Here is a 19,416-nt window from a genome sequence, read left to right on the forward strand (position 1 = left end):
CTTTGGGGTGTTTTTCTTGAGCAAATACGACGAATGGTTTAAGCGTTCGGTCGTCGACGATTACGACTGCAGTGGCGACGGCTCTGGCGAGGTAGCCAGACGCCACGGCCTTGACCACAGCACGGTACGTAAGTGGGTAGCGACCTAACATCGCGCTACATTGATTGTGTCGGCCCTTTGCCATCTGCCGGCGGCCCCGGGCGGCCATATGCATACGGTGAACGCATCCGGCTGGCAAGGCGTCCGAGTCTGTCCTGCGGCATTCCCGTGACTGACACATCACCGACACATACCTCGGCTAACCTGCTGGCCGATGTCTCCTTGCCTTGTCTTTGAGCCGCTCGGTGTTTGCCGGGCGGCTTTTTTCTTGTCACGCACTTGCGTATGGGAATCGACGGAAAGTCCTGGCGGCCGCTATCGCGCCGGGTCAAATCTTGAGATTCTTCGTCGCTTGCCCCTGGCGTTACGGGGCCGACAAGTGGTTGCGACAGGAGACATGTGACATGGAGCGTTGGCTCAAGCCGTTAGTCGATACCGTCGGTGGGGTGCTGTCGGGATACCCCCTCGTGATTGCCTTGTTGGGCGCGGGACTCTATTTCACCGTCCGGTTCGGCGGCATTCAGATTCGCGCGCTCTGGCACAGCATTTGTCTGTTGCGCACGTCGGGAAGTGCGTCCGGCATCTCGCCATTTCAGGCATTTGCCACGGGATTGGCGAGCCGTGTCGGGACCGGCAACATCGCCGGGGTGGCGGTCGCGCTGACCATCGGCGGGCCGGGTGCCATCTTCTGGATGTGGATGACGGCGCTGCTTGGCATGGCGTCGGCATTCGTCGAATCGACGCTTGCGCAGATCTTCAAGATTCCGCACCACGACAACACCTTCCGCGGTGGCCCGGCGTATTACATCCAGATGGGTCTCGGCTCGCGTAAATTCGGCATTCTCTTTGCGCTGGCGCTGCTGTTCACCTTTGGTTTTGCACTCAACTCCGTGCAGACGCACTCGATTGCCGAAGCGCTCGAGGCGTCGTTCGGCTGGGAGCGCACATGGATCGGCATTGCATTGGTATTGATGACGGCACCGATCATCTACGGCGGCGTGCGGCGCGTAGCGCGCTTTGCGCAATGGATTGTGCCGGTGATGGCGATCGCCTATCTCGCGCTTGCCGTGTACGTCTGCATCGTGAACATCGACCAGATTCCCGTCGTGATGTCGATGATTCTGCGTCACGCGTTCGGGCTTGAGCCCGCCGCAGGCGGCATCGCCGGTTATGCCGTGAGTCAAGCGGTGCTGATGGGCGTGAAGCGCGGTCTCTTCTCCAACGAAGCGGGCATGGGCAGCGCGCCCAACGCGGCAGCGGTGGCGACGACCCGGCATCCGGTGCAGCAAGGACTGTTGCAGATGCTTGGTGTGTTCTTCGACACGATCGTCGTATGCTCGGCTACGGCGTTCATGATTCTGCTGTCCGGCCAGTTCATCCCCGGTGCCGCGCCAGAAGGTGCCGTGCTCACACAACGCGCACTGGCAGCGCACGTGGGCAATTGGGCGGTCATTTTCACCGGGATCACCGTGTTTTTCCTCGCTTACTCGAGTGTGCTGGGCAACTACGCGTATGCCGAAGTGAACATGGATTACCTGACGCAACGTCCGTGGCTTCTCAATATCTTCCGCGCGCTGGTGCTGCTGGCCGTGATGCTGGGCTCCGTGGCGAGCCTGCCGTTGGTGTGGAGCTTCGCAGATGTCGGTACGGCCTTGATGGCATTCATCAATCTGGTCGCCATTGGCATGCTGATGAAGTATGCGTTGATCGCGTGGCGTGACTATCAGGTGCAGCGCAGGGCGGGCATTGCCGAACCCGTCTTCACGCGCGACGTGTTGCCGCCGGAGATGCGAGAGCGTCTGTCAAAGGATGTCTGGCGCGCAGAGCCGGGGGAGCGTTGATAGCGGCCCTGCACAACAGGCACCACCAGGATTGTGCGGTTGGTCGAAATATGAAGAAACCGCGCGACGTAAGTCATGCGGTTTTTCATTTGCGGTCTGCGCTTCTGGATTTGGTGTCACCGATGGAGGGTTAACCGGCATTTCCCAATCCTGTCGCGAGCGACCTCGCTGACAATGCCAACTTTCAACGATCTCGCAATCGCCGGCCTGAAATGCGGCGCATTTGCCGGACGACACCAAAGAGGGCGCGTCTATGCGAAGAAATCAATCAGGCATCTTTCTCGTTTCGGCCGCCGTTGCGATTGCTGTCGTCGGCATGCTCGTGACGTTCTGGGGCGTGAATCAAATGCGCCAGATGCGCGTCGAGCGGGCGGAGCGCGTCGGGCACGGACTCAAGATCATCGGCAACGCAGCAGACACGTTCGTCGCGAAGCACTACAAGGAAATCGCGGCGCTGCTATCGACGCCGGGTAAAACCTGGACCCTCAAAGGTCACACGTTTACCAACACGGCCCCGTCCTCGTCGTTCGGCTACGCGCACGTCGGGAATCTCGATGCGGCCGCACTCATCAAGGTGCTCGATCTTTCCGGCACGGCAAGCAAGCCGCCGCATGGCCTGGGGAACTATGACATTCGGGTATATCGGAAATGTGATCGGGAGAACCCGCCGAACTGTCAGATCAATTCGCTGACGTATCTCACCGAGTCGGCGAAGCTCCCCTATTCGTCGTCGCCCGATTACGCTTTCGCGGCGATTGTCTCGAAGACAGTCGGTGTCTATGGCGGCACATCCACGATGGATAAACCACAGCAGTTTCGATTTGTCGACGAGACAATGCAGGCGATTCCGGACGCCGTTCCCAACCCGCTGGGAAAGCCGGGATTGGTTGCCATGCGCGGTGGTTTTCTGACGCACAGCCTGGACGTCAACGTCAGGCGCGATGGATCGCGCAACATCACCGGTGACCTGGACTTCGAGAACGGCAAAACGCACCAAAGCATCAAAGGGGTCAAGAACATCGTCGGCGTGGGAAAGCTCAGCATGAACGAGCTTGAGATCGCGGGTAAAGCCACAGTGAAAGGCCCGCTCTACCTGAGCGACGACTCAGGCCAGAACCGGCAGAACATTGTTGGCGCACGGAATATCGAAGGCGACGGCGTGCTGACGATGAGGGGCCTTGAGGTGGAGGGGGCGATGGTGTCGGGCAACGCGACGATCAGTGGTCAATTGACGGCGAAACGCGGAGCGACCGTTGAGGGTGCGCTCAAGATGCAGAGCAACAATATCGAGGGCGCCGGGCACGTGAAGGCGGACAGATTTCAATCCAACTCGGGCGTCATTCGGCTGGATCGATCCAACGAACAAAATGCGTCTTGTCAGCCTGGTGAAATCGGGCGCGACGAGAGCGGCAAAATGCTCTCCTGTCAGAACGCCGGCAGCGGTTGGACATGGCAACTGGCTCGCACGACCGAGGTCGTTACCAAAGTCAAAGTCGTGCACAAAGAGGTTGAGCGAATCGTTGAAAAGGATAGACCGCTCGTCATGGCCAAATGGACCCAGACACACGGCAATTGCAACGGCTACAAGAAGATCGTAGGGAACAGTTGGCGGTGGAGCGGGTGGTACGGCACTATTCCGGGAGCCCAGTTCTGTACCATCGTCTCAAGAGGATGGTGTAACGCAACCACGTTCGGGTATTCCGACAAAGCAGGCGTATACAACGTTGGCGAAAAGGGACGTCCCGTCAACCTTGGTGGTACACCGTACGCCGAATTCGGGAACACATACGGCGAATTGATTTGTGCCTTCAAATCAAATGAGGACGCGCGCGCGCTAGGCTTTACGCTTTGCAATGAACGAACACAGAATTGCCAACTGAATTTCTAACGCCGCTTGGCACACCCGTCTCATGCATCCGCATGTTGCGCTCGTCTTCGCCCGTGCCTGCCCTGAATCGTGCCCGTGACTGACACGAGACCGATATATTTGCCGGCTGGCCAGATTGCCGATTTCTCCTTTCCGTAATGCCGCCATGCGGTGCGGTCGAAGTGGTGCGGCGGCACGCATCAAGCACAAGGGCCGGTGAGTCATCCTCACCGGCCCTTGTCGTTTACCGCTATCGGCCCATCGTCAGGCGCTTACTTGCCGCCGACGGTCTCCAGCACGGTCCACTTGCCGTCGACCACCTTGTAGAGCGTGATCGAACCGTACTTCAGATCGCCCACCTTGTCGTAGGCCAGCTCACGCGTGGTCACGCCGGGCATGCTGGTCTTCGCGAGCGTCGGCAGGTACTTTGCCGGATCGGTCGAGTTGGCCTTCTTCATGGCCGACATCATGGCCATGGCGCCATCGTAGGCGTACGGCGAGTACGTCTCCGGCGCGCTGCCGAACTTGGCCTTGTAGCGCGACTCGTAAGCGGCACCGCCGGGCATCTTGTCGAGCGGCAGGCCGGCCAGCGAGACGACCGCCCCGTTGGCGGCGTCGCCGGCGATCTTCAGGAAAGCGTCCGACTTGACCATTTCACCGGCCATCACCGTGCTCTTCATGCCCAGTTCGCGCAGTTGCTTGGCGAGCGGGCCGGCTTGTGCGTCGGCACCGCCGTAGAAGATCATGTCCGGATTGGCGCGCTTGAGGTTGGTCAGGATGGCGCGGAAGTCCACGGCCTTGTCGTTGGCGAACTCACGGCGCACGATCTTGCCGCCGGCCGCCTTCGCGGCCTTCTCGAACTCGTCGGCCAGACCTTGGCCATAGGCCGTGCGGTCGTCAACGATGGCGATGTTCTTGAAACCCAGCTTCTTGACGGCGAACGTACCGACGACCGACCCCTGCTGGATGTCAGAGGTCATCATGCGGAACGTCGTCTTGAAGCCCTGCTTGGTGTATTCCGGGGCCGTCGCCATCGCGATTTCCGGAATGCCGGCCTGCGCATAGATGCGCGAAGCGGGGATCGTCGTGCCAGAGTTGAAGTGGCCGAGCATGCCCTTGATGCCCGAGTCGACCAGTTTCTGCGCGACCAGCGAGCCCTGGCGCGGGTCGGCCTGATCGTCTTCCGACTGCAACACGAACTTCACCGGCTTGCCGGCGATGACCGGCTTCGTGGCGTTGTACTCGTCAATGGCGAGCTGGATGCCATTCTGCATGTCTTTGCCGTAGTGCGCCTGGGCGCCCGTGAGCGGTGCGGCGAAACCCAGCTTCACTTCCTGCGCCTGTTGCGCGTTGGCCGTACCAAACGCGAGCAGTCCCGCGACGGCAACTGCGCTGAGCGTAAGCTTCGATTGCATCAACCCTCTCCTTGCATGTGTATGTCGTTGAGTGGCGTGCCTGCAGGATCGCCGCGGCACGCCTTTCTTGGATCGCCGTCTGTACAAGGCCGGTCGGCCCAGGACGGCTTCAATCGCAATCAAACGCAATATGCGTCCGACGCGGCAGTATTGGATGGCTGCGCGCGCCGGTCAAGAGGGAGAAGTTCCGATGGAAGGTGCTACCGGATTATGGGGAGGGTTGCGCCGTGGGAGCGCTGGTGCTACCCGACTCGCCTGTCGCACCCTGCCGAATCTCGCGCAGCGTGGCTTCGGCGCTTGCGTAGCGGGCGAGCACGTCCGCGCTCGGCGCCCGATCGAAGCGACTCACGACGATGAGCGCGAGGCTGCCCAGTACAAAGCCCGGCAGAATTTCATACAGGTCGAACCAGCCGAACTGCTTCCAGATCAGGACCGTGGCTGCACCGACGACAATACCGGCGAGCGCCCCGTTGCGGGTGACGCGCGGCCACAGTAGCGTGGCAAGCACCAGCGGACCGAAGGCCGCCCCGAAGCCGGCCCAGGCGTAGCTCACCATGCCGAGCACGCGGCTCTGCGGGTCAAGGGCCAGCACCACCGCGATCACCGCCACGCTCAGCACCATCGCCCGGCCGATCCACACGAGGCGGCCCTGGCTGACCGGCCCGCGCGCAAACGTCTTGTAAAGGTCTTCCGTCAGCGCGCTGGCGCACACGAGCAACTGGCACGACAACGTGCTCATCACGGCTGCCAGAATCGCCGCCAGCAGCACGCCCGTGAGCCACGGGGTGAAGAGCTGGGTCGTCAGGGCCATGAAGATGGTCTCCGGGTTCGCCGCCACGCCGGCGCCGAGGTCTGGTCGCGCGCTGTAGAACGCCAGTCCGAAGAAGCCCACGGCGACCGCACCGGTCAGGCACAACACCATCCAGGTCATGCAGATGCGACGCGCCTGCGGAATCGCCGCCGCCGACCGCGTGGCCATGAAACGCACAAGGATGTGCGGCTGCCCGAAATAGCCGAGGCCCCAGGCAAGCATCGAGATGACGCCGACGGGCGCGAGATCGCCGAACCAATCGGTGTGCGCGGGGTGCACGGCGGTCACCGCGTCCACGGCCGCCGCGGGGCTGCCGTCGAGTGCGATCACGGCGATCGGGGTGACGACCAGCGCGGCGAACATCAGCGAGGCCTGCACCGTATCCGTCCAGCTTACCGCGAGAAAGCCGCCGATGAAGACATAGGCAATGGTCGCCACCGCCCCGATCCACAGCGCCGTGCGGTATTCCAGCCCGAACATCGTCTCGAACAGCCGGGCACCGGCCACGACCCCCGACGCGCAATAGATCGTGAAGAAGATGAGAATCACCAGCGCCGTGACGATGCGCAGCACGTGGCTGCGGTCGCCGAAGCGCTGCGTGAGGTATTCGGGCAGGGTCAGCGCGTTGCCGCACACCTCCGTGTGCACACGCAGGCGCGCGGCCACGAGATGCCAGTTGGCCCACGCGCCGATCGCCAGGCCGATGGCGATCCAGACCCCCGACAGGCCACCCATGTAGATGGCGCCCGGCAGGCCGAGCAACAGCCAGCCGCTCATGTCGGAGGCGCCGGCGGACAGCGCGGTGACGAAGCTGCCGAGGCGGCGTCCGCCGAGAATGTAGTCGGAAAGATCATGGGTGGCGCGATAGCCGAGCCACCCGATCACCAACATCAATAGCAGATACACGGTGAATGACACCGCAGTGGGATTCCAAAGGGACATGTAGCCTCCTCGAGCGTCGGGGTCACGCGCGTCGGGCGCCTCTGCCGGCATGACGAAAGAGGCCGCGACGCGGGACGACGACCGCTATGGCCAGCGATGCGTGTCGCTGGCACGGGTTGACCGCGCAATGGCGGTGAGACGCGTGATATGTCGGGGGCGGGCGCGAAGATACCGCGAATGCGCGCAGCGTGCGTGAGTACGGGATATGCGGCGGGGCGTGATAAGCGTCGCGCTGAGCGGAGAAGTCGGGCGGTGGGGCGGGCAGAGCGGGCAGGATGAGGGGCGGGAAAAGCGGAGGAAGGCGCGGAAAGGAGGCGAGTGGTTGACCCGCTAACGCATCGCGGCCGCCAGTGTCCAGGAAGGCAGGACGCCGGCAGCCGCTGAGGACAACGCGATCGGGACGACGGCGCGTCCGGGGGACGGAATCGGCCGTTGGCATCCGCGGAACCCGCCAAACCGACCGTCAGATTTCGGACGAATCCGATCGGATTCGTCGCGAGACCTGACGGTTTCCCTCGATCAGCCGATGGTCATGAGGTTGGCGTTGCCGCCTGCGGCAGCCGTATTGACCGACACCGAGCGTTCGCACAGCAGACGCTCCAGTGCGTAGTCGTCACCGGCGGCCAGCGCCTCGGGCGCGAGGCCCTGCATCGACAGGATCGGGCCGTTGCGGGTGGCCAGGCCACGGTTCAGGGCGCGCAGCTCGTCGCTGTCACCTTCGAACAGCGCCGCGGCGAGCGACGGCTCGCCGGCGGCGTCCGCCCCGGCGGCCAACAGCGACGCACGGCCCTTGAGGGCGGCTGGCAAGGCGCCCACCAGCTCGCGCGCAGCGGTGCTGTCCGTGAACACGGCCTGGTTCCCCGTCGCCAGCACGGCGGCCAGTTGCGTGCGCGCACCGAGCGGCGTGGCCGCCACGCACAGCACCGGGCCGCGCGGCTCCAGGCCGTACGTGTTGCGCTCACCGGTCGGTCCCGGCAGCACCGCGGTGGCGTCGAGGGCTGAGGTGGCCAGATAACGGTCGACGCGATCGATTGCGGCGCTGTCGGCCGAGTTGCCCTGCGCCCGCAGCCAGTCGCGATAGCTCACCAGCGGCGAGAGCGCGGCTTCGTTGCGGTTCAGTTCCGGCGCCAGTGCGGCCGGGCGCGTTGCCAACAGACGCGGCAGATACATCGGCCCACCCGCTTTCGGACCCGTCCCAGACAACCCTTCGCCGCCGAACGGTTGCACGCCCACCACGGCGCCAATCACGTTGCGGTTCACGTAGACGTTGCCGACATGGGCGCGCTCGGTCACATAGGCGATGGTTTCGTCGATCCGCGTGTGCACGCCGAACGTCAGGCCGTAGCCGGTGCCGTTGATCTGGTCGAGCAGCTTGTCGAGGTGCGCGCGCTTGAATCGGATCACGTGCAGCACCGGGCCGAAGACTTCGCGTTGCAGCGCCTTCAGATCGGTGAGCTCGATCAGCGTCGGCGGCACGAACGTGCCGTGGCGGGCGGCATCCGGCAGCGGCAGTTGTTCGACCGGGAAGCCCTTGGCGCGCATCTGTTCGATGTGGCGGTTGATGCCGTTCTGCGCGTCAGCGTCGATCACCGGGCCGACGTCGATCGACAGACGATCCGGGTTGCCGATGGCCAGTTCCTGCATCGCGCCCTTGAGCATGTGCAGCGTCTTGTCGGCGATGTCGTCCTGCAGGCACAGCACGCGCAGCGCCGAGCAGCGCTGACCGGCCGAATCGAAGGCCGACGCCAGCACGTCGTATACCACTTGTTCGGGCAGTGCCGACGAGTCGACGATCATGGCGTTCTGACCGCCGGTCTCGGCGATCAGCGGAATCGGACGGCCGTTGGCGTCGAGACGCTCAGCCAGCGTACGGGCGATGATGCGGGCCACTTCGGTCGAGCCGGTGAACATGACGGCCTTGGTGCGGGCGTCGGCGACGAGCGCGGCGCCCACCGTTTCCCCCGTGCCCGGCAGCAGTTGCAATGCCCCGGCCGGCACGCCGGCCGCCTGCATCAGGCGAACGGCTTCGGCGGCGATGAGTGGCGTCTGCTCCGCCGGCTTGGCGATGACCGGGTTGCCGGCGGCCAGTGCGGCGGCGACCTGGCCGACGAAGATCGCAAGCGGGAAGTTCCACGGGCTGATACACAGCACCGGGCCCAGCGGGCGGTGCGTGTCGTTGGAGAAGCCCTGACGGATCTGCGCGGCGTAGTAGCGCAGGAAGTCGACGGCTTCACGCACTTCGGCCACGGCGTTGGGCAGCGACTTGCCGGCTTCGCGCACGCACAGGCCCATGAGCGTGGGCATATGGGCTTCGAGCAGGTCGGCCGAGCGCATCAGGCAGTCGGCGCGTTCCTCGACGGGCGTGGCTTGCCAGATCGGGGCGGCGGCTACGGCGTTGGCGAGCGCGGCGTCCACGTCGGCCGAGGTGGCCTCGATGACCTGACCGACCGTATCGCGCAGATCGGCCGGGTTGCGCACGGCACGCGGCGTGCCCGTGGTGCGCTCGCCGTCGGCCAGCATCGGGGCGGCGCGCCACGGCGTGCCCGCGCTGGCGAGCAGCGCCGACGACAGCGACGCGAGACGGTGCTCGTTCGACAGGTCGAAGCCCGACGAGTTGGCGCGCGCCACGCCGTACAGGTCGCGCGGCAGCGGAATCTTGGCGTGCGGGGCGCCGAGCGGTTGCACCTTCTCGGATTCCGAGATCGGATCGGCGATCAGTTCGTCGACGCTGACGGTCTCATCCGCAATCCGATTCACGAACGAGGTGTTCGCACCGTTCTCGAGCAGACGGCGCACGAGGTAGGCGAGCAGCGTTTCGTGCGTGCCGACCGGCGCATACACGCGGCAGGGACGCGCGAGCTTGCCCGAGGCGATCGGGCCGACGACCTCTTCGTACAGCGGCTCGCCCATGCCGTGCAGGCACTGAAATTCGTACTGGCCGGGGTAGTAATTGTTACCCGCGAGGTGATAGATCGCCGAGAGCGTGTAGGCGTTGTGCGTGGCGAACTGCGGATAGATGGCGTCCGGCACGGCGAGCAGCTTCTTCGCGCAGGCCAGGTAAGACACGTCGGTGTAGATCTTGCGGGTGTAGACCGGATAACCTTCGAGGCCATCGACCTGCGCGCGCTTGATTTCCGTATCCCAGTATGCGCCCTTGACCAGACGCACCATGATGCGGTGGCGGCTGCGACGCGCCAGATCGATGATGAAGTCGATCACGAACGGGCAACGCTTCTGATAAGCCTGCACCACGAAGCCGATGCCGTTCCAGCCGGCCAGCTCGGGGTCGAAGCACAGGGCTTCGAGCAGGTCGAGCGAAATTTCGAGGCGATCGGCTTCTTCGGCGTCGATATTCAGGCCGATGTCATACGAGCGCGCCAGCTTGGCGAGTGCCTGCACGCGCGGCAGCAATTCCGTGACCGTGCGCTCGTGCTGGCTGCGCGAGTAGCGCGGATGCAGGGCCGAGAGCTTGATCGAGATGCCCGGGCCTTCATAGATGCCGCGGCCGGCCGACGCCTTGCCGATGGCATGGATGGCTTGCTCGTAGCTCGCGTAGTAGCGCTGCGCGTCTTCCTCGGTCGTCGCCGCTTCGCCGAGCATGTCGTACGAATAGCGAAAGCCCTGGGCTTCGTACTTGCGGCTGTTGGCGAGCGCTTCGGAGATGGTTTCGCCCGTCACGAACTGCTCGCCCATCAGGCGCATGGCCATGTCCACGCCCTTGCGGATGAGCGGCTCGCCGCCGCGGCCGATCAGGCGCGTGAGGGCCTTGGTGAGACCGGCTTCGCTGGTGGTGGTGACGAGCTTGCCCGTGATCATCAGGCCCCAGGTGGCGGCGTTGACGAACATCGATGGCGAATTGCCCATGTGGGCGTGCCAGTCACCCTTGCTGATCTTGTCGCGGATGAGCGCGTCGCGCGTGGCCTTGTCGGGAATGCGCAGCAGGGCTTCGGCCAGGCACATCAGCGCCACGCCTTCCTGGCTGGACAACGAAAATTCGTGGATCAGCCCTTCCACACCGCCGCCGGTGCTCTTGCCGCGCAGGGCGACGACGAGCTTGCGGGCGAGCTCGGAGGCCGACGTAGCGGTGGCCGGCGCCAGTTTGGCCTGACCAACGAGTACGGGCACACATTCCGGTTCGGGACGGCGGTAGGCTGCCGTGATCGCTGCACGCAGCACCGACTGCGGTTGCACGTTCTGGGCGAATTCGAGGAATGGGTGCGGCACGGTGTCGTCGCCCGCGTGGCCGTCGATCACCTCGGTGCCCGACTGCGTTGCACCGCTCAGCTCAGGTGGCAGCGCGCCGCTCTCGATTCGCTCGAGATAGGCGAAGATGGCCTGTTTGATCAGCCAGTGCGGGGTGCGCTCGATTTGCTGGGCGGCACTTTTGAGCCGGGTGCGCAGTACGTCGTCGACCTTGACGCCGAGGGTGGTGTTAGCCATGGAAGGGTTACCTGATGACGCGAAAACGTGACACCCATAGCGGGTGAATTGCGGCATCGTAACCGGGTTTCAGAAGAGGTGCAACCGGAGTCAATATTAGGGTTGCACCTAGGTGCGGGGGAAAACGCGAAACGCTGCCTAGCGCCCCGGCCCGCGGGCCGGGGCGCTAGGGCTATTTCTGGTCGGTGCCGTAGGTTTTTCCCAAATACTCTGAAATCAGCTTGACCTGGTCTTCCGGGATGGGGGCGCCGTACACCTTCACCATCTTCGTGACTTCCGCGCTCCAGAAGGCCGCTGACATGGGTGGCTGAGTGTTGACGTAATCGAGCGAGTGGCACATGACGCACCAGGAGTTGGCCGATTGATAACCGGCCAGCGTCGAGGCCTTCAACTGCGACGTCTCCTGCGGCAGCTTGATCTCCAGCGCATGCGCAGGGGCGGCGAGAGCGCCGAGCAGACCCAATAGGCCGGACAGCAAGGCCGCACGGCGCGCAATCTTCGAAACGTTCATGATCGTCCCCCGTCTCAAGCCGCGACCACACGCACGGTTTCCACCCCGTTGCGCAGATAGCCGGCCGGATTCCACAGCGATTGCAGCGGTTGCGACACCCCTGCACGATTCGTCGCGCGCACCTGGAGCGCGTACTCGCCGGGCTGCGGCGGCGTGAACGACGCCGTCCATTCGCGGAACGAATACTTCGACAGTTCGTGGCCGAGTTGGGCCGCCTGCCAGGTCTGGCCGCCGTCGGCCGAGAACTGCACGTCGCGAATGCCTTCGCCGCCGTCGAACGCGATACCGCGCACGCGCAGCGCCTTGCCTGCCGCCACGTGCTGGCCGTCGGCGAGACTCGTGACGAACGAGCGCACGGTAAAGCGCTCGATCGGCTTCGTCTTTTCAGGGGCCTTGCCCGGCGTGACGCAATTGCAGTCGTTGTCGGGAATGCGATACGCCGTGGCCATCCAGAAGCCGTCGAACACCTTGTCGATGACGTTGATGTCCGCCAGATGCTTCACCCAGTATGTGCCGTAGTAGCCCGGCACGACCAGACGCACCGGAAAGCCGTTGAGCATCGGCAGATCCTTGCCGTTCATGGCGAACGCGATCATCACTTCGCCATCCATCGCGTGATCGAGGTCGAGCGCCTTCACAAACTCGGGTGTCGTGGGGATGACCGGCCGGTCGAGGCCTTCGAACGTCACTTGCTTCGCACTGGCCGACACGCCAGCGCGCTCCAGAATCCGCTTAAGCGGGATGCCGCGCCAGCGTGCGTTGCCCATGGCACCATTGGCGATCTGCCCGCCCGCGACGCGCGGTTCAAAAAAGCCCCGGCTATTGCCAGAGCACTGATGCACGGCCACGATTTCCACCGGCGTACCGTAATCCTTCTTGAGCGACGCGAGCGAGATGTCGAGCGGTTTGGCGACACTGCCGCGCACGTGAATCCGATGCTTCGCCGGGTCGATGTTGGTCGGAATGCCCGCCAGGTGATAACGCACGAAGAACGCATCGTTCGGCGTGATGAGCCCGTCGTTGAAGACCGAGAACGGCGTTTCCAGCTGGGGGGGGCGCGCCGTCAAGCGAATCAGCGGACGCTTCTGCGGGTAGGCGACGAGTTCGCGTTCCCCATTGGCAAAGGGCAGCGTCACCATCTGTGGTGCGGTGGTGGCGGCAAGGACGTCAAGCGCGCGCCCTGCAAGGCTGGCGCCAACGCCGAGCGCGCCCGCTTGCCGCAGGAAGCGGCGCCGCGAGGCCTCGGCCAGGGGAGATTCGGTGGGCGGGAGGGGCGGTGTGGCGATGTGTGGCGCCGTAGGGGCGGCGCTCCGGTCGTGCGATTTCATCGGGATGTCTCCTGTAGGACTTCTTATCGTGCAGATGACGTGAACCGTTCGACGTGCGGTGCTCGACAGCCATCTCCATCGTCGGAGATTCAGGCGATGTTGTCAAATTTCCGGAACGCTATATACCGATTTATATTTCGAGGGGGTCGACTTCGAGATGCCAGCGCACGGGGGCCTTGAGCGCGCGCAGCTCGCTCATCCAGTGCGTGAGGAAGCGTTGCAGCGCGCCGCGATGCGGACTCTCGACCACGAGCTGGGCGCGTTCGGTGCCTGCGATGCGGACCATCGTCATCGGCACCGGATCCCACAGGGAAATGCGCGCATCGTGCAGCGCGGGTGCAGCGGCGATCTCGCGGGCCCGCTTCAGGAACGTCATGGCGTCGTCCAGGCGCCGCGCTTCGGCGCGCAGCAGCGCCTGATGTGTGAACGGCGGCAGCAGGGCGACACGCCGCTCCTCCAGTTGCTGTGCCGCGAAGCCCGCATAGTCATGACGCATGAGCGACGCGAACAACGGGTGCGATGCGTAGCGTGTCTGGATCAGCACGTCGCCGGGGCCGTCGGCACGGGCCGCCCGGCCCGCGCGGCCGGCTACCTGCATCAGTTGTGCAAAGAGACGCTCGGCGGCCCGGAAGTCGTGCGAGAACAGGGCACTGTCGGCGTTGACCACGCCCACGAGCGTAACGTTGCGGAAGTCGTGGCCCTTGGCGACCATCTGCGTGCCGATCAGGATGTCGACTTCGCCCGCATGCACTTGCGCAAACAACGCCTGCGCGCTGCCCTTGCGGCGGGTGCTGTCGGCGTCGATGCGAGCCAGGCGCGCCTCGGGGAACTGTTCGGCCAATGCCTCTTCGATGCGCTGCGTGCCGCGCCCCAGCGGCGCGAGATCGAGATTGCCGCAGTCGGGGCACGCATGCGGAATGTGCGACTCGGCGCCGCAGTGATGGCAGCGCAGCCGCCGCTCGGGCTTGTGCAGCACCATGTGGGCGCTGCACCGGCGGCAGTCGCTGATCCAGCCGCAGGCATCGCAGTTGAGCACCGGGGCGTAACCGCGGCGGTTCAGGAACAGCAGGCTTTGCTCGCCCGCTTCGAGCCGGGCGCGAATGGCGGCGAGCAGCGATTGCGACAAGCCCTCGTGCACCGTGCGCTGACGCTTGCGCTCGATATCCATGTCGATGAGCGAGACGCGCGGCAGCACCGCGTCGGGCGTGGCGCGCTCGGGCATCGCGAGACGCACGTAGCGGCCCTGTTCGGCGCGTCGCCAGCTATCGAGCGACGGCGTGGCCGAGCCGAGGACGACGGGGATGCGCAACCGGTTTGCGCGCCAGATGGCGAGGTCGCGCGCCGAGTAGCGCAGCCCTTCCTGTTGCTTGTAGGACGGGTCGTGCTCTTCGTCGACAACGATGAGGCGCAGGTGTGGCAGCGACGCCATCACCGCGAGCCGGGTACCGAGCACGACGCGCGCTTCGCCGCGATGGGCGGCCAGCCAGTGCCGGGCGCGCTCGCCTTCGGCCAGTCCGCTGTGCAGCGTCACGAGCGTCTCGTCCGGGAATCGCGCGCGGAAGACGCCTTCGAGTTGCGGCGTCAGATTGATTTCCGGCACGAGCACAAGAATCTGGGCGTCGCGCTCGCGAAGCGCCTCGGCCACGGCGCGCAAATAGACTTCCGTCTTGCCGCTGCCGGTCACGCCGTAGAGCAGGAACGGGGGGCAGGGGGGGAGATCACCCGCGTCGCCCGCACTGCCGGCGTCGCGCTTGCCCGCTGGCGCTGTAGCGGCGAGGCATTGGGCGCCCGCGGCTTCGAGTGCGTTGTGAATGGCCGCGACGGCATCGGCCTGCCCGACAGTCAACGTTCTATCGGCGCGCGGGGCGTCCTGTATGCCGAGGTCGGTACTGACCGAGGCCTCGGCCAGTGCGGAATTGGTGGGATTGTTGACGTAAACGACGCTCGATTCGCCATCCTCACCGTCAGCCTCGTCGGCATGGCGTACGGCTTCATGGAACGGCACGGTGTCGACGACGACCCAACCGGCCGCCGCCCACTGCTTGAGCACGTCGGCGGCCTTCGCGCACAGGGCGCGCGCCTCGTCCGCATCGAGCGTGCCGGCTTGCGCCAGGCCCTCGGCCAGGCGGCGCTGGGCGCGCAGCCTGGCGGGCACGCTCTCCAGGAGCGCGGCGACGGCGCCGTCGGCCAGCCGGTAACGTTGCACGCCGCGCTGGGCGAGGAGTCGCGGCCAGCGCATCGGCGTGCGCAGATGCGCCGGGACGCCCGGCAGGGCCACCTCGCCGATACCGCGCTGGTAGTAGCGCGAGGCGAATTGCATCAGGTCGCGCCAGTCGTCGCCCAGTGGCGGCAATTCATGCCAGACGGCGGTGACGTCGCGCAGCTTGCCCGGGTCGACTTCGCTGCGCTGCGTCAATTCCCAGACGACGCCCACGACCTGTCGTCGTCCGAACGGCACTTGCACCAGTTGCCCGGGGCTTGCCGCCTGGTCGAGCCGATAGTCGAACAGCGTGAGCAGCGGCGTATCGAGCGCCACACGGGCGATAGCGGGCGCGCCGATGCGCGGTTGGGCGACCGGGGGCAGGGCATCGTCATCCGATGCAAGAGACGGGTCGGAACGATCGTCGGCGCGCGTCAAACTTAAAGTGAATCCTGAGAAGTGTCGGTAAACCCCGGATTTGAGTCGGGTTTCCGGTGGGCCGGCAGGGCTTGTGGATAACTATGTTGAGAACTGTGGGGATTATCGCTCGTCAGCCTCATCGGGCGGCCCTCACGCGGTGCGGGGGCTCGACTTTGCTCGAATCAAAAATGCTTTTTGATCAATAGCTTATGAGCGGCGTCGGCGAGGCGTCCCCTTCACCTCTCACTTGCGGCGGCGCAGCGAGAATTTGTGCATAAGTCTTCGGGACAACTCCGTAAATTGGAGGGGTTACTCGACGGGTTTACGCTTGACATTCGACGCTTGAAACGGCGGTTGGGTTTGCGGGGCAAATGGCCTCGCGATCCGCACCGCCGCTGGTTCGCGTTGCCGATTACGCCGTCTGGCGCAGCTTGCGGCTATAGCTGTGCACTTCGTCGACGAGCGCTGCCACGTGGTCCGGTGCTGTGAACTGCGAAATACCGTGCCCCAGGTTGAAGACGTGACCTGGTGCGTTGCCATAAGCGTCGAGCAGGCGGCGGACCTCTGTGCGAATGGCCTCGGGCGATGCGAAAAGGGCGGTCGGATCGAAATTGCCTTGCAGTGCACAACGATCGCCGACGCGCCGGCGCGCGGCCGCGAGATCGACGGTCCAGTCGAGTCCGATGGCGTCGGGCCCGATGTCGGCAATGGCTTCGAGCCACTGACCGCCGCCCTTGGTGAAGACGATGTGCGGAATCCGCGCGCCATTCCATTCGCGGTGCACGCCTGCGAGCGCCTTTTGCATGTAGGCGAGCGAGAACCGTTGGTAGAGGCCGTCGGCCAGCGCCCCGCCCCACGTGTCGAACACCATGACCGCCTGCGCGCCCGCTTCGATCTGGGCGTTCAGGTAGGCCGCGACGGCACGCGCGTTGGTCTCGAGGATGTGCGTCATCAGGTCGGGACGCTCATACATCATCGTTTTGACGGTGCGGAATTCGGCCGACCCGGCGCCTTCGACCATATAGCAGGCGAGCGTCCACGGGCTGCCGGAGAAGCCGATGAGCGGCACGCGGCCGTTCAGGGCGCGGCGAATCTCGGCGACGGCGTCGAAGACATAGCGCAGGCTGTCCAGATCCGGCGCCTGCAGACGGCGCACGTCGTCTTCCGTGCGCAGCGGGTGGGCGAAACGCGGCCCTTCACCCGCTTCGAACGACAGGCCCAGGCCCATGGCGTCGGGAATGGTGAGGATGTCCGAGAACAGGATGGCGGCGTCGAGCGGGAAGCGCTCGAGCGGCTGCAGCGTGACCTCGGTGGCGTAGGCGGGGTTCTTGGCGAGCGCCAGGAAGCTGCCGGCCTTCGCACGCGTGGCGTTGTATTCGGGCAGGTACCGGCCCGCCTGGCGCATCAGCCAGATCGGCGTGTACTCGGTCGGCTGGCGCAGCAGGGCGCGCAGGAAAGTATCGTTTTGCAGAGCTTGGGACACGTCGCGGCGGTGGGTTGGAAGGTTGGGGCAAGCGGCCATTTTACTCGCGTATCCCCGGCCCGGACGCATGGCGGGCTGTTATGCCGCACATCAGTCACCGACGGCGCGTCGGCGTGGCGTGCACGGGACACTGGCGTCATACCGATTGGCGTGGGCCGGGAGTGTCTTTAGTATTAAGCCCCACGCGCTGCGTCAGACCGTTCGGGGGGCGCAGGGCGTCACCACGTCAAACCTCAGGAGACAAGCATGAAAGTCATGTTGACGGCCGCCAGCGCGGCCCTCGTGGCAGGAGCGGCCCTGGCCGTTCCTGCAGCCCACGCGCAATCGGCCGCCGTCGTGAGTCCTTCCGCGACCCCTGCCGTCCACTCCCGGCTGGACGACATCGTCAAATCGGGCACGCTGCGCGCCTGCGCGACGGGTGACTACAAGCCATACTCGTATCGGCGCCCGGATGGCCAGGTCGAGGGCATCGACGTGGATCTGGTCGCCTCGCTGGCGAAATCGCTGGGTGTGAAGCCGGTGATCGTCCCGACGACCTGGAAAGGGCTGATGGACGACTTCACCGCCGGCAAGTGCGATATTGCGGTCGGCGGCGTGTCGGTCACCCTCGATCGTGCGGCGCGTGCCTATTACAGCAACGTGGTCATGGTCGACGGCAAAGCGCCGATCGTGCGCTGCGCCGACGTGACGAAGTACCAGACGCTCGCCGATCTGAACAAGCCAAGCACACGCGTCATCGCCAACCCGGGCGGCACGAACGAACGTTTCGCCCGCCAGTACCTGCCGAACGCCACGCTCACGATCTATCCGGACAATGTCACGATTTTCAAGCAGATCGTCGACGGCAAAGCCGACGTGATGGTGACCGACGCCTCGGAAACGATGTTGCAGCACAAGCTCAATCCGTCGCTGTGCCCGGTCAACCCCGACAAGCCGTTACAGTTCGGTGAGAAGGCGTACCTGCTGCCGCGCGGCGACGACATCTTCAAGCAATACGTCGACCAGTGGCTGAACCTTGCGCAGAAGACCGGGGAATATCAGAGGGTCGTCGACAAGTGGCTGAAGTGATGGCGTTGGCCCCGCGCGGGTCAGCCCAGCCAGTCACGCAGACGCTGTGCCGCGTCGTGCATGACCAGCCGCGCCTGCGGGACGAACGGTTGTAGCCTCGCGAAACTGTGCGTCAGGCCGGGCGCCTCGATCACCTCCGCCCGGCCGCCCGAACTTGCCACGAAGTGTGCATAGGACACCGCTTCGTCGTGCAACGGGTCGTATTCGGCCGCAATCACCAAGGCGTGCGGCAAGGCGTGGCGCGGCGCCTGAGCGGTCAGATTGACCCGCACGTCGTCGGCCGACGGTTCCACGTCGCCCAGGAAGGTCTGCCAGTACCAGCGCATTTCGTCGCGGGTCAGGCCCACGCCGTGCGCCAGACGCTCGTAACTGGGCGTGTCGAACCGGTACTGCACGACCGGATAGATCAGCAACTGCGCCCCAACGATTCCGGGATGCCGGTCGTTGAACCACGCCGCCGCCTGCGCCGCCAGGTGGCCCCCCGCGCTATCGCCCGCCACGGCCAGACGGTCGACCCGCACGCCCAGTCGCGCACGCTGTTCCGCCGCCCATGCCAGGGCGTCGCGCGCATCGTCGACCGGCGCCGGGAACGGATGCTCGGGCGCCAGCCGATAATCGACGCTCAACACCGCCACGTCGCCGTCCTGCGCCAGGAAGGCGGCCATCGTGCCGTGGGTGTCGACGTCTCCCACCACCCAGCCGCCACCATGAAAGAAGACGACGAGCGGCACTTCGCGCCCGACCGGTCGATAAAGCCGGGCTCGCAGGGTACGGCCCGGCAGGGGAATGTCGACGGTCTCGCTGCGCAATCCGGCCGGCAACGGACGCAAGGCCTCATTGGCGACGATGGCGAACCGGGTGCGCACGTCCTGCGCGCTCGGCGTGCCGTTGTCGGTGCTAACCGGGTATTTGCGCCCCATTTGGTCGTAGTAGGCGAGGAGATCGGCGTCGATGGTCATATCAGCAGGCGATTGGCAGAGTCGGAAGTGGG

12 protein-coding genes are annotated in these 19,416 nt (G+C 65.0%); 4 read left to right on the top strand and 8 right to left on the bottom strand.

What is annotated here, in order from left to right; genetic code table 11:
• The first annotated feature begins 7 nt into the window (after positions 1-7).
• The 3 genes from PEP31012_RS24260 (at position 8) to PEP31012_RS15330 (ending at position 3,828) form a co-directional block, all read left to right on the top strand.
• Positions 8-148 carry a transposase gene (locus PEP31012_RS24260; RefSeq protein ID WP_425494965.1) on the top strand — a complete coding sequence of 47 codons (141 nt, stop codon included), beginning with the start codon at positions 8-10 and terminating at the stop codon, positions 146-148.
• Positions 149-503: 355 nt separating this feature from the next.
• The gene (locus tag PEP31012_RS15325) at positions 504-1,940 is read left to right on the top strand and encodes an alanine/glycine:cation symporter family protein (protein ID WP_150590197.1); all 1,437 of its coding nucleotides are present in this window, start codon (positions 504-506) and stop codon (positions 1,938-1,940) included.
• Positions 1,941-2,193: 253 nt separating this feature from the next.
• Positions 2,194-3,828, top strand: coding sequence for a hypothetical protein (locus PEP31012_RS15330; RefSeq protein ID WP_150590198.1), 1,635 nt, complete (start codon positions 2,194-2,196; stop codon positions 3,826-3,828).
• Between the two features lie 251 nt (positions 3,829-4,079).
• On the opposite strand, the gene PEP31012_RS15335 is transcribed toward PEP31012_RS15330, so the two are convergent.
• The 7 genes from PEP31012_RS15335 to hemE form a co-directional block, all read right to left on the bottom strand.
• The gene (locus PEP31012_RS15335) at positions 4,080-5,222 is read right to left on the bottom strand and encodes a branched-chain amino acid ABC transporter substrate-binding protein (protein ID WP_150590199.1); all 1,143 of its coding nucleotides are present in this window, start codon (positions 5,220-5,222) and stop codon (positions 4,080-4,082) included.
• Between the two features lie 208 nt (positions 5,223-5,430).
• Complete coding sequence (putP, locus tag PEP31012_RS15340) at positions 5,431-6,975, bottom strand: sodium/proline symporter PutP (RefSeq protein ID WP_150590200.1); 1,545 nt, start codon at positions 6,973-6,975, stop codon at positions 5,431-5,433.
• A gap of 519 nt (positions 6,976-7,494) precedes the next feature.
• Positions 7,495-11,415, bottom strand: coding sequence for a trifunctional transcriptional regulator/proline dehydrogenase/L-glutamate gamma-semialdehyde dehydrogenase (putA, locus tag PEP31012_RS15345; protein ID WP_150590201.1), 3,921 nt, complete (start codon positions 11,413-11,415; stop codon positions 7,495-7,497).
• Between the two features lie 172 nt (positions 11,416-11,587).
• Positions 11,588-11,926 (bottom strand): SorB family sulfite dehydrogenase c-type cytochrome subunit, encoded by a 339-nt coding sequence (gene sorB / locus PEP31012_RS15350; protein WP_246171319.1) that lies wholly within the window; start codon positions 11,924-11,926, stop codon positions 11,588-11,590.
• A 14-nt stretch (positions 11,927-11,940) separates the two neighbouring features.
• Complete coding sequence (gene sorA, locus PEP31012_RS15355) at positions 11,941-13,254, bottom strand: SorA family sulfite dehydrogenase catalytic subunit (protein ID WP_246171320.1); 1,314 nt, start codon at positions 13,252-13,254, stop codon at positions 11,941-11,943.
• Between the two features lie 130 nt (positions 13,255-13,384).
• The gene (locus PEP31012_RS15360) at positions 13,385-15,892 is read right to left on the bottom strand and encodes a primosomal protein N' (RefSeq protein WP_150590202.1); all 2,508 of its coding nucleotides are present in this window, start codon (positions 15,890-15,892) and stop codon (positions 13,385-13,387) included.
• Positions 15,893-16,286: 394 nt separating this feature from the next.
• A complete protein-coding gene (gene hemE, locus PEP31012_RS15365; protein ID WP_150590203.1) occupies positions 16,287-17,396 on the bottom strand; it encodes a uroporphyrinogen decarboxylase in 1,110 nt (369 codons plus the stop codon).
• Positions 17,397-17,612: 216 nt separating this feature from the next.
• Here hemE and PEP31012_RS15370 point away from each other — a divergent pair, with 216 nt between their 5' ends.
• Positions 17,613-18,425, top strand: a complete 813-nt coding sequence (locus PEP31012_RS15370) for a transporter substrate-binding domain-containing protein (RefSeq protein WP_150590268.1) — start codon at positions 17,613-17,615, stop codon at positions 18,423-18,425.
• A gap of 20 nt (positions 18,426-18,445) precedes the next feature.
• On the opposite strand, the gene PEP31012_RS15375 is transcribed toward PEP31012_RS15370, so the two are convergent.
• Positions 18,446-19,384: an alpha/beta hydrolase gene (locus PEP31012_RS15375; RefSeq protein WP_150590204.1), complete on the bottom strand. Its 939-nt coding sequence runs from the start codon at positions 19,382-19,384 to the stop codon at positions 18,446-18,448.
• Positions 19,385-19,416 lie beyond the last annotated feature (32 nt).

This window comes from Pandoraea eparura, from assembly GCF_902459725.1.
Lineage (GTDB): Bacteria > Pseudomonadota > Gammaproteobacteria > Burkholderiales > Burkholderiaceae > Pandoraea > Pandoraea eparura.

Coding starts and splice junctions, on each gene's coding strand:
- PEP31012_RS15325 (WP_150590197.1), top strand. CDS start 504: ATGGAGCGTTGGCTCAAGCCGTTAGTCGATACCGTCGGTGGGGTGCTG.
- PEP31012_RS15330 (WP_150590198.1), top strand. CDS start 2,194: ATGCGAAGAAATCAATCAGGCATCTTTCTCGTTTCGGCCGCCGTTGCG.
- PEP31012_RS15335 (WP_150590199.1), bottom strand. CDS start 5,222: ATGCAATCGAAGCTTACGCTCAGCGCAGTTGCCGTCGCGGGACTGCTC.
- putP (WP_150590200.1), bottom strand. CDS start 6,975: ATGTCCCTTTGGAATCCCACTGCGGTGTCATTCACCGTGTATCTGCTA.
- putA (WP_150590201.1), bottom strand. CDS start 11,415: ATGGCTAACACCACCCTCGGCGTCAAGGTCGACGACGTACTGCGCACC.
- sorB (WP_246171319.1), bottom strand. CDS start 11,926: ATGAACGTTTCGAAGATTGCGCGCCGTGCGGCCTTGCTGTCCGGCCTA.
- sorA (WP_246171320.1), bottom strand. CDS start 13,254: ATGAAATCGCACGACCGGAGCGCCGCCCCTACGGCGCCACACATCGCC.
- hemE (WP_150590203.1), bottom strand. CDS start 17,396: ATGGCCGCTTGCCCCAACCTTCCAACCCACCGCCGCGACGTGTCCCAA.
- PEP31012_RS15370 (WP_150590268.1), top strand. CDS start 17,613: ATGTTGACGGCCGCCAGCGCGGCCCTCGTGGCAGGAGCGGCCCTGGCC.
- PEP31012_RS15375 (WP_150590204.1), bottom strand. CDS start 19,384: ATGACCATCGACGCCGATCTCCTCGCCTACTACGACCAAATGGGGCGC.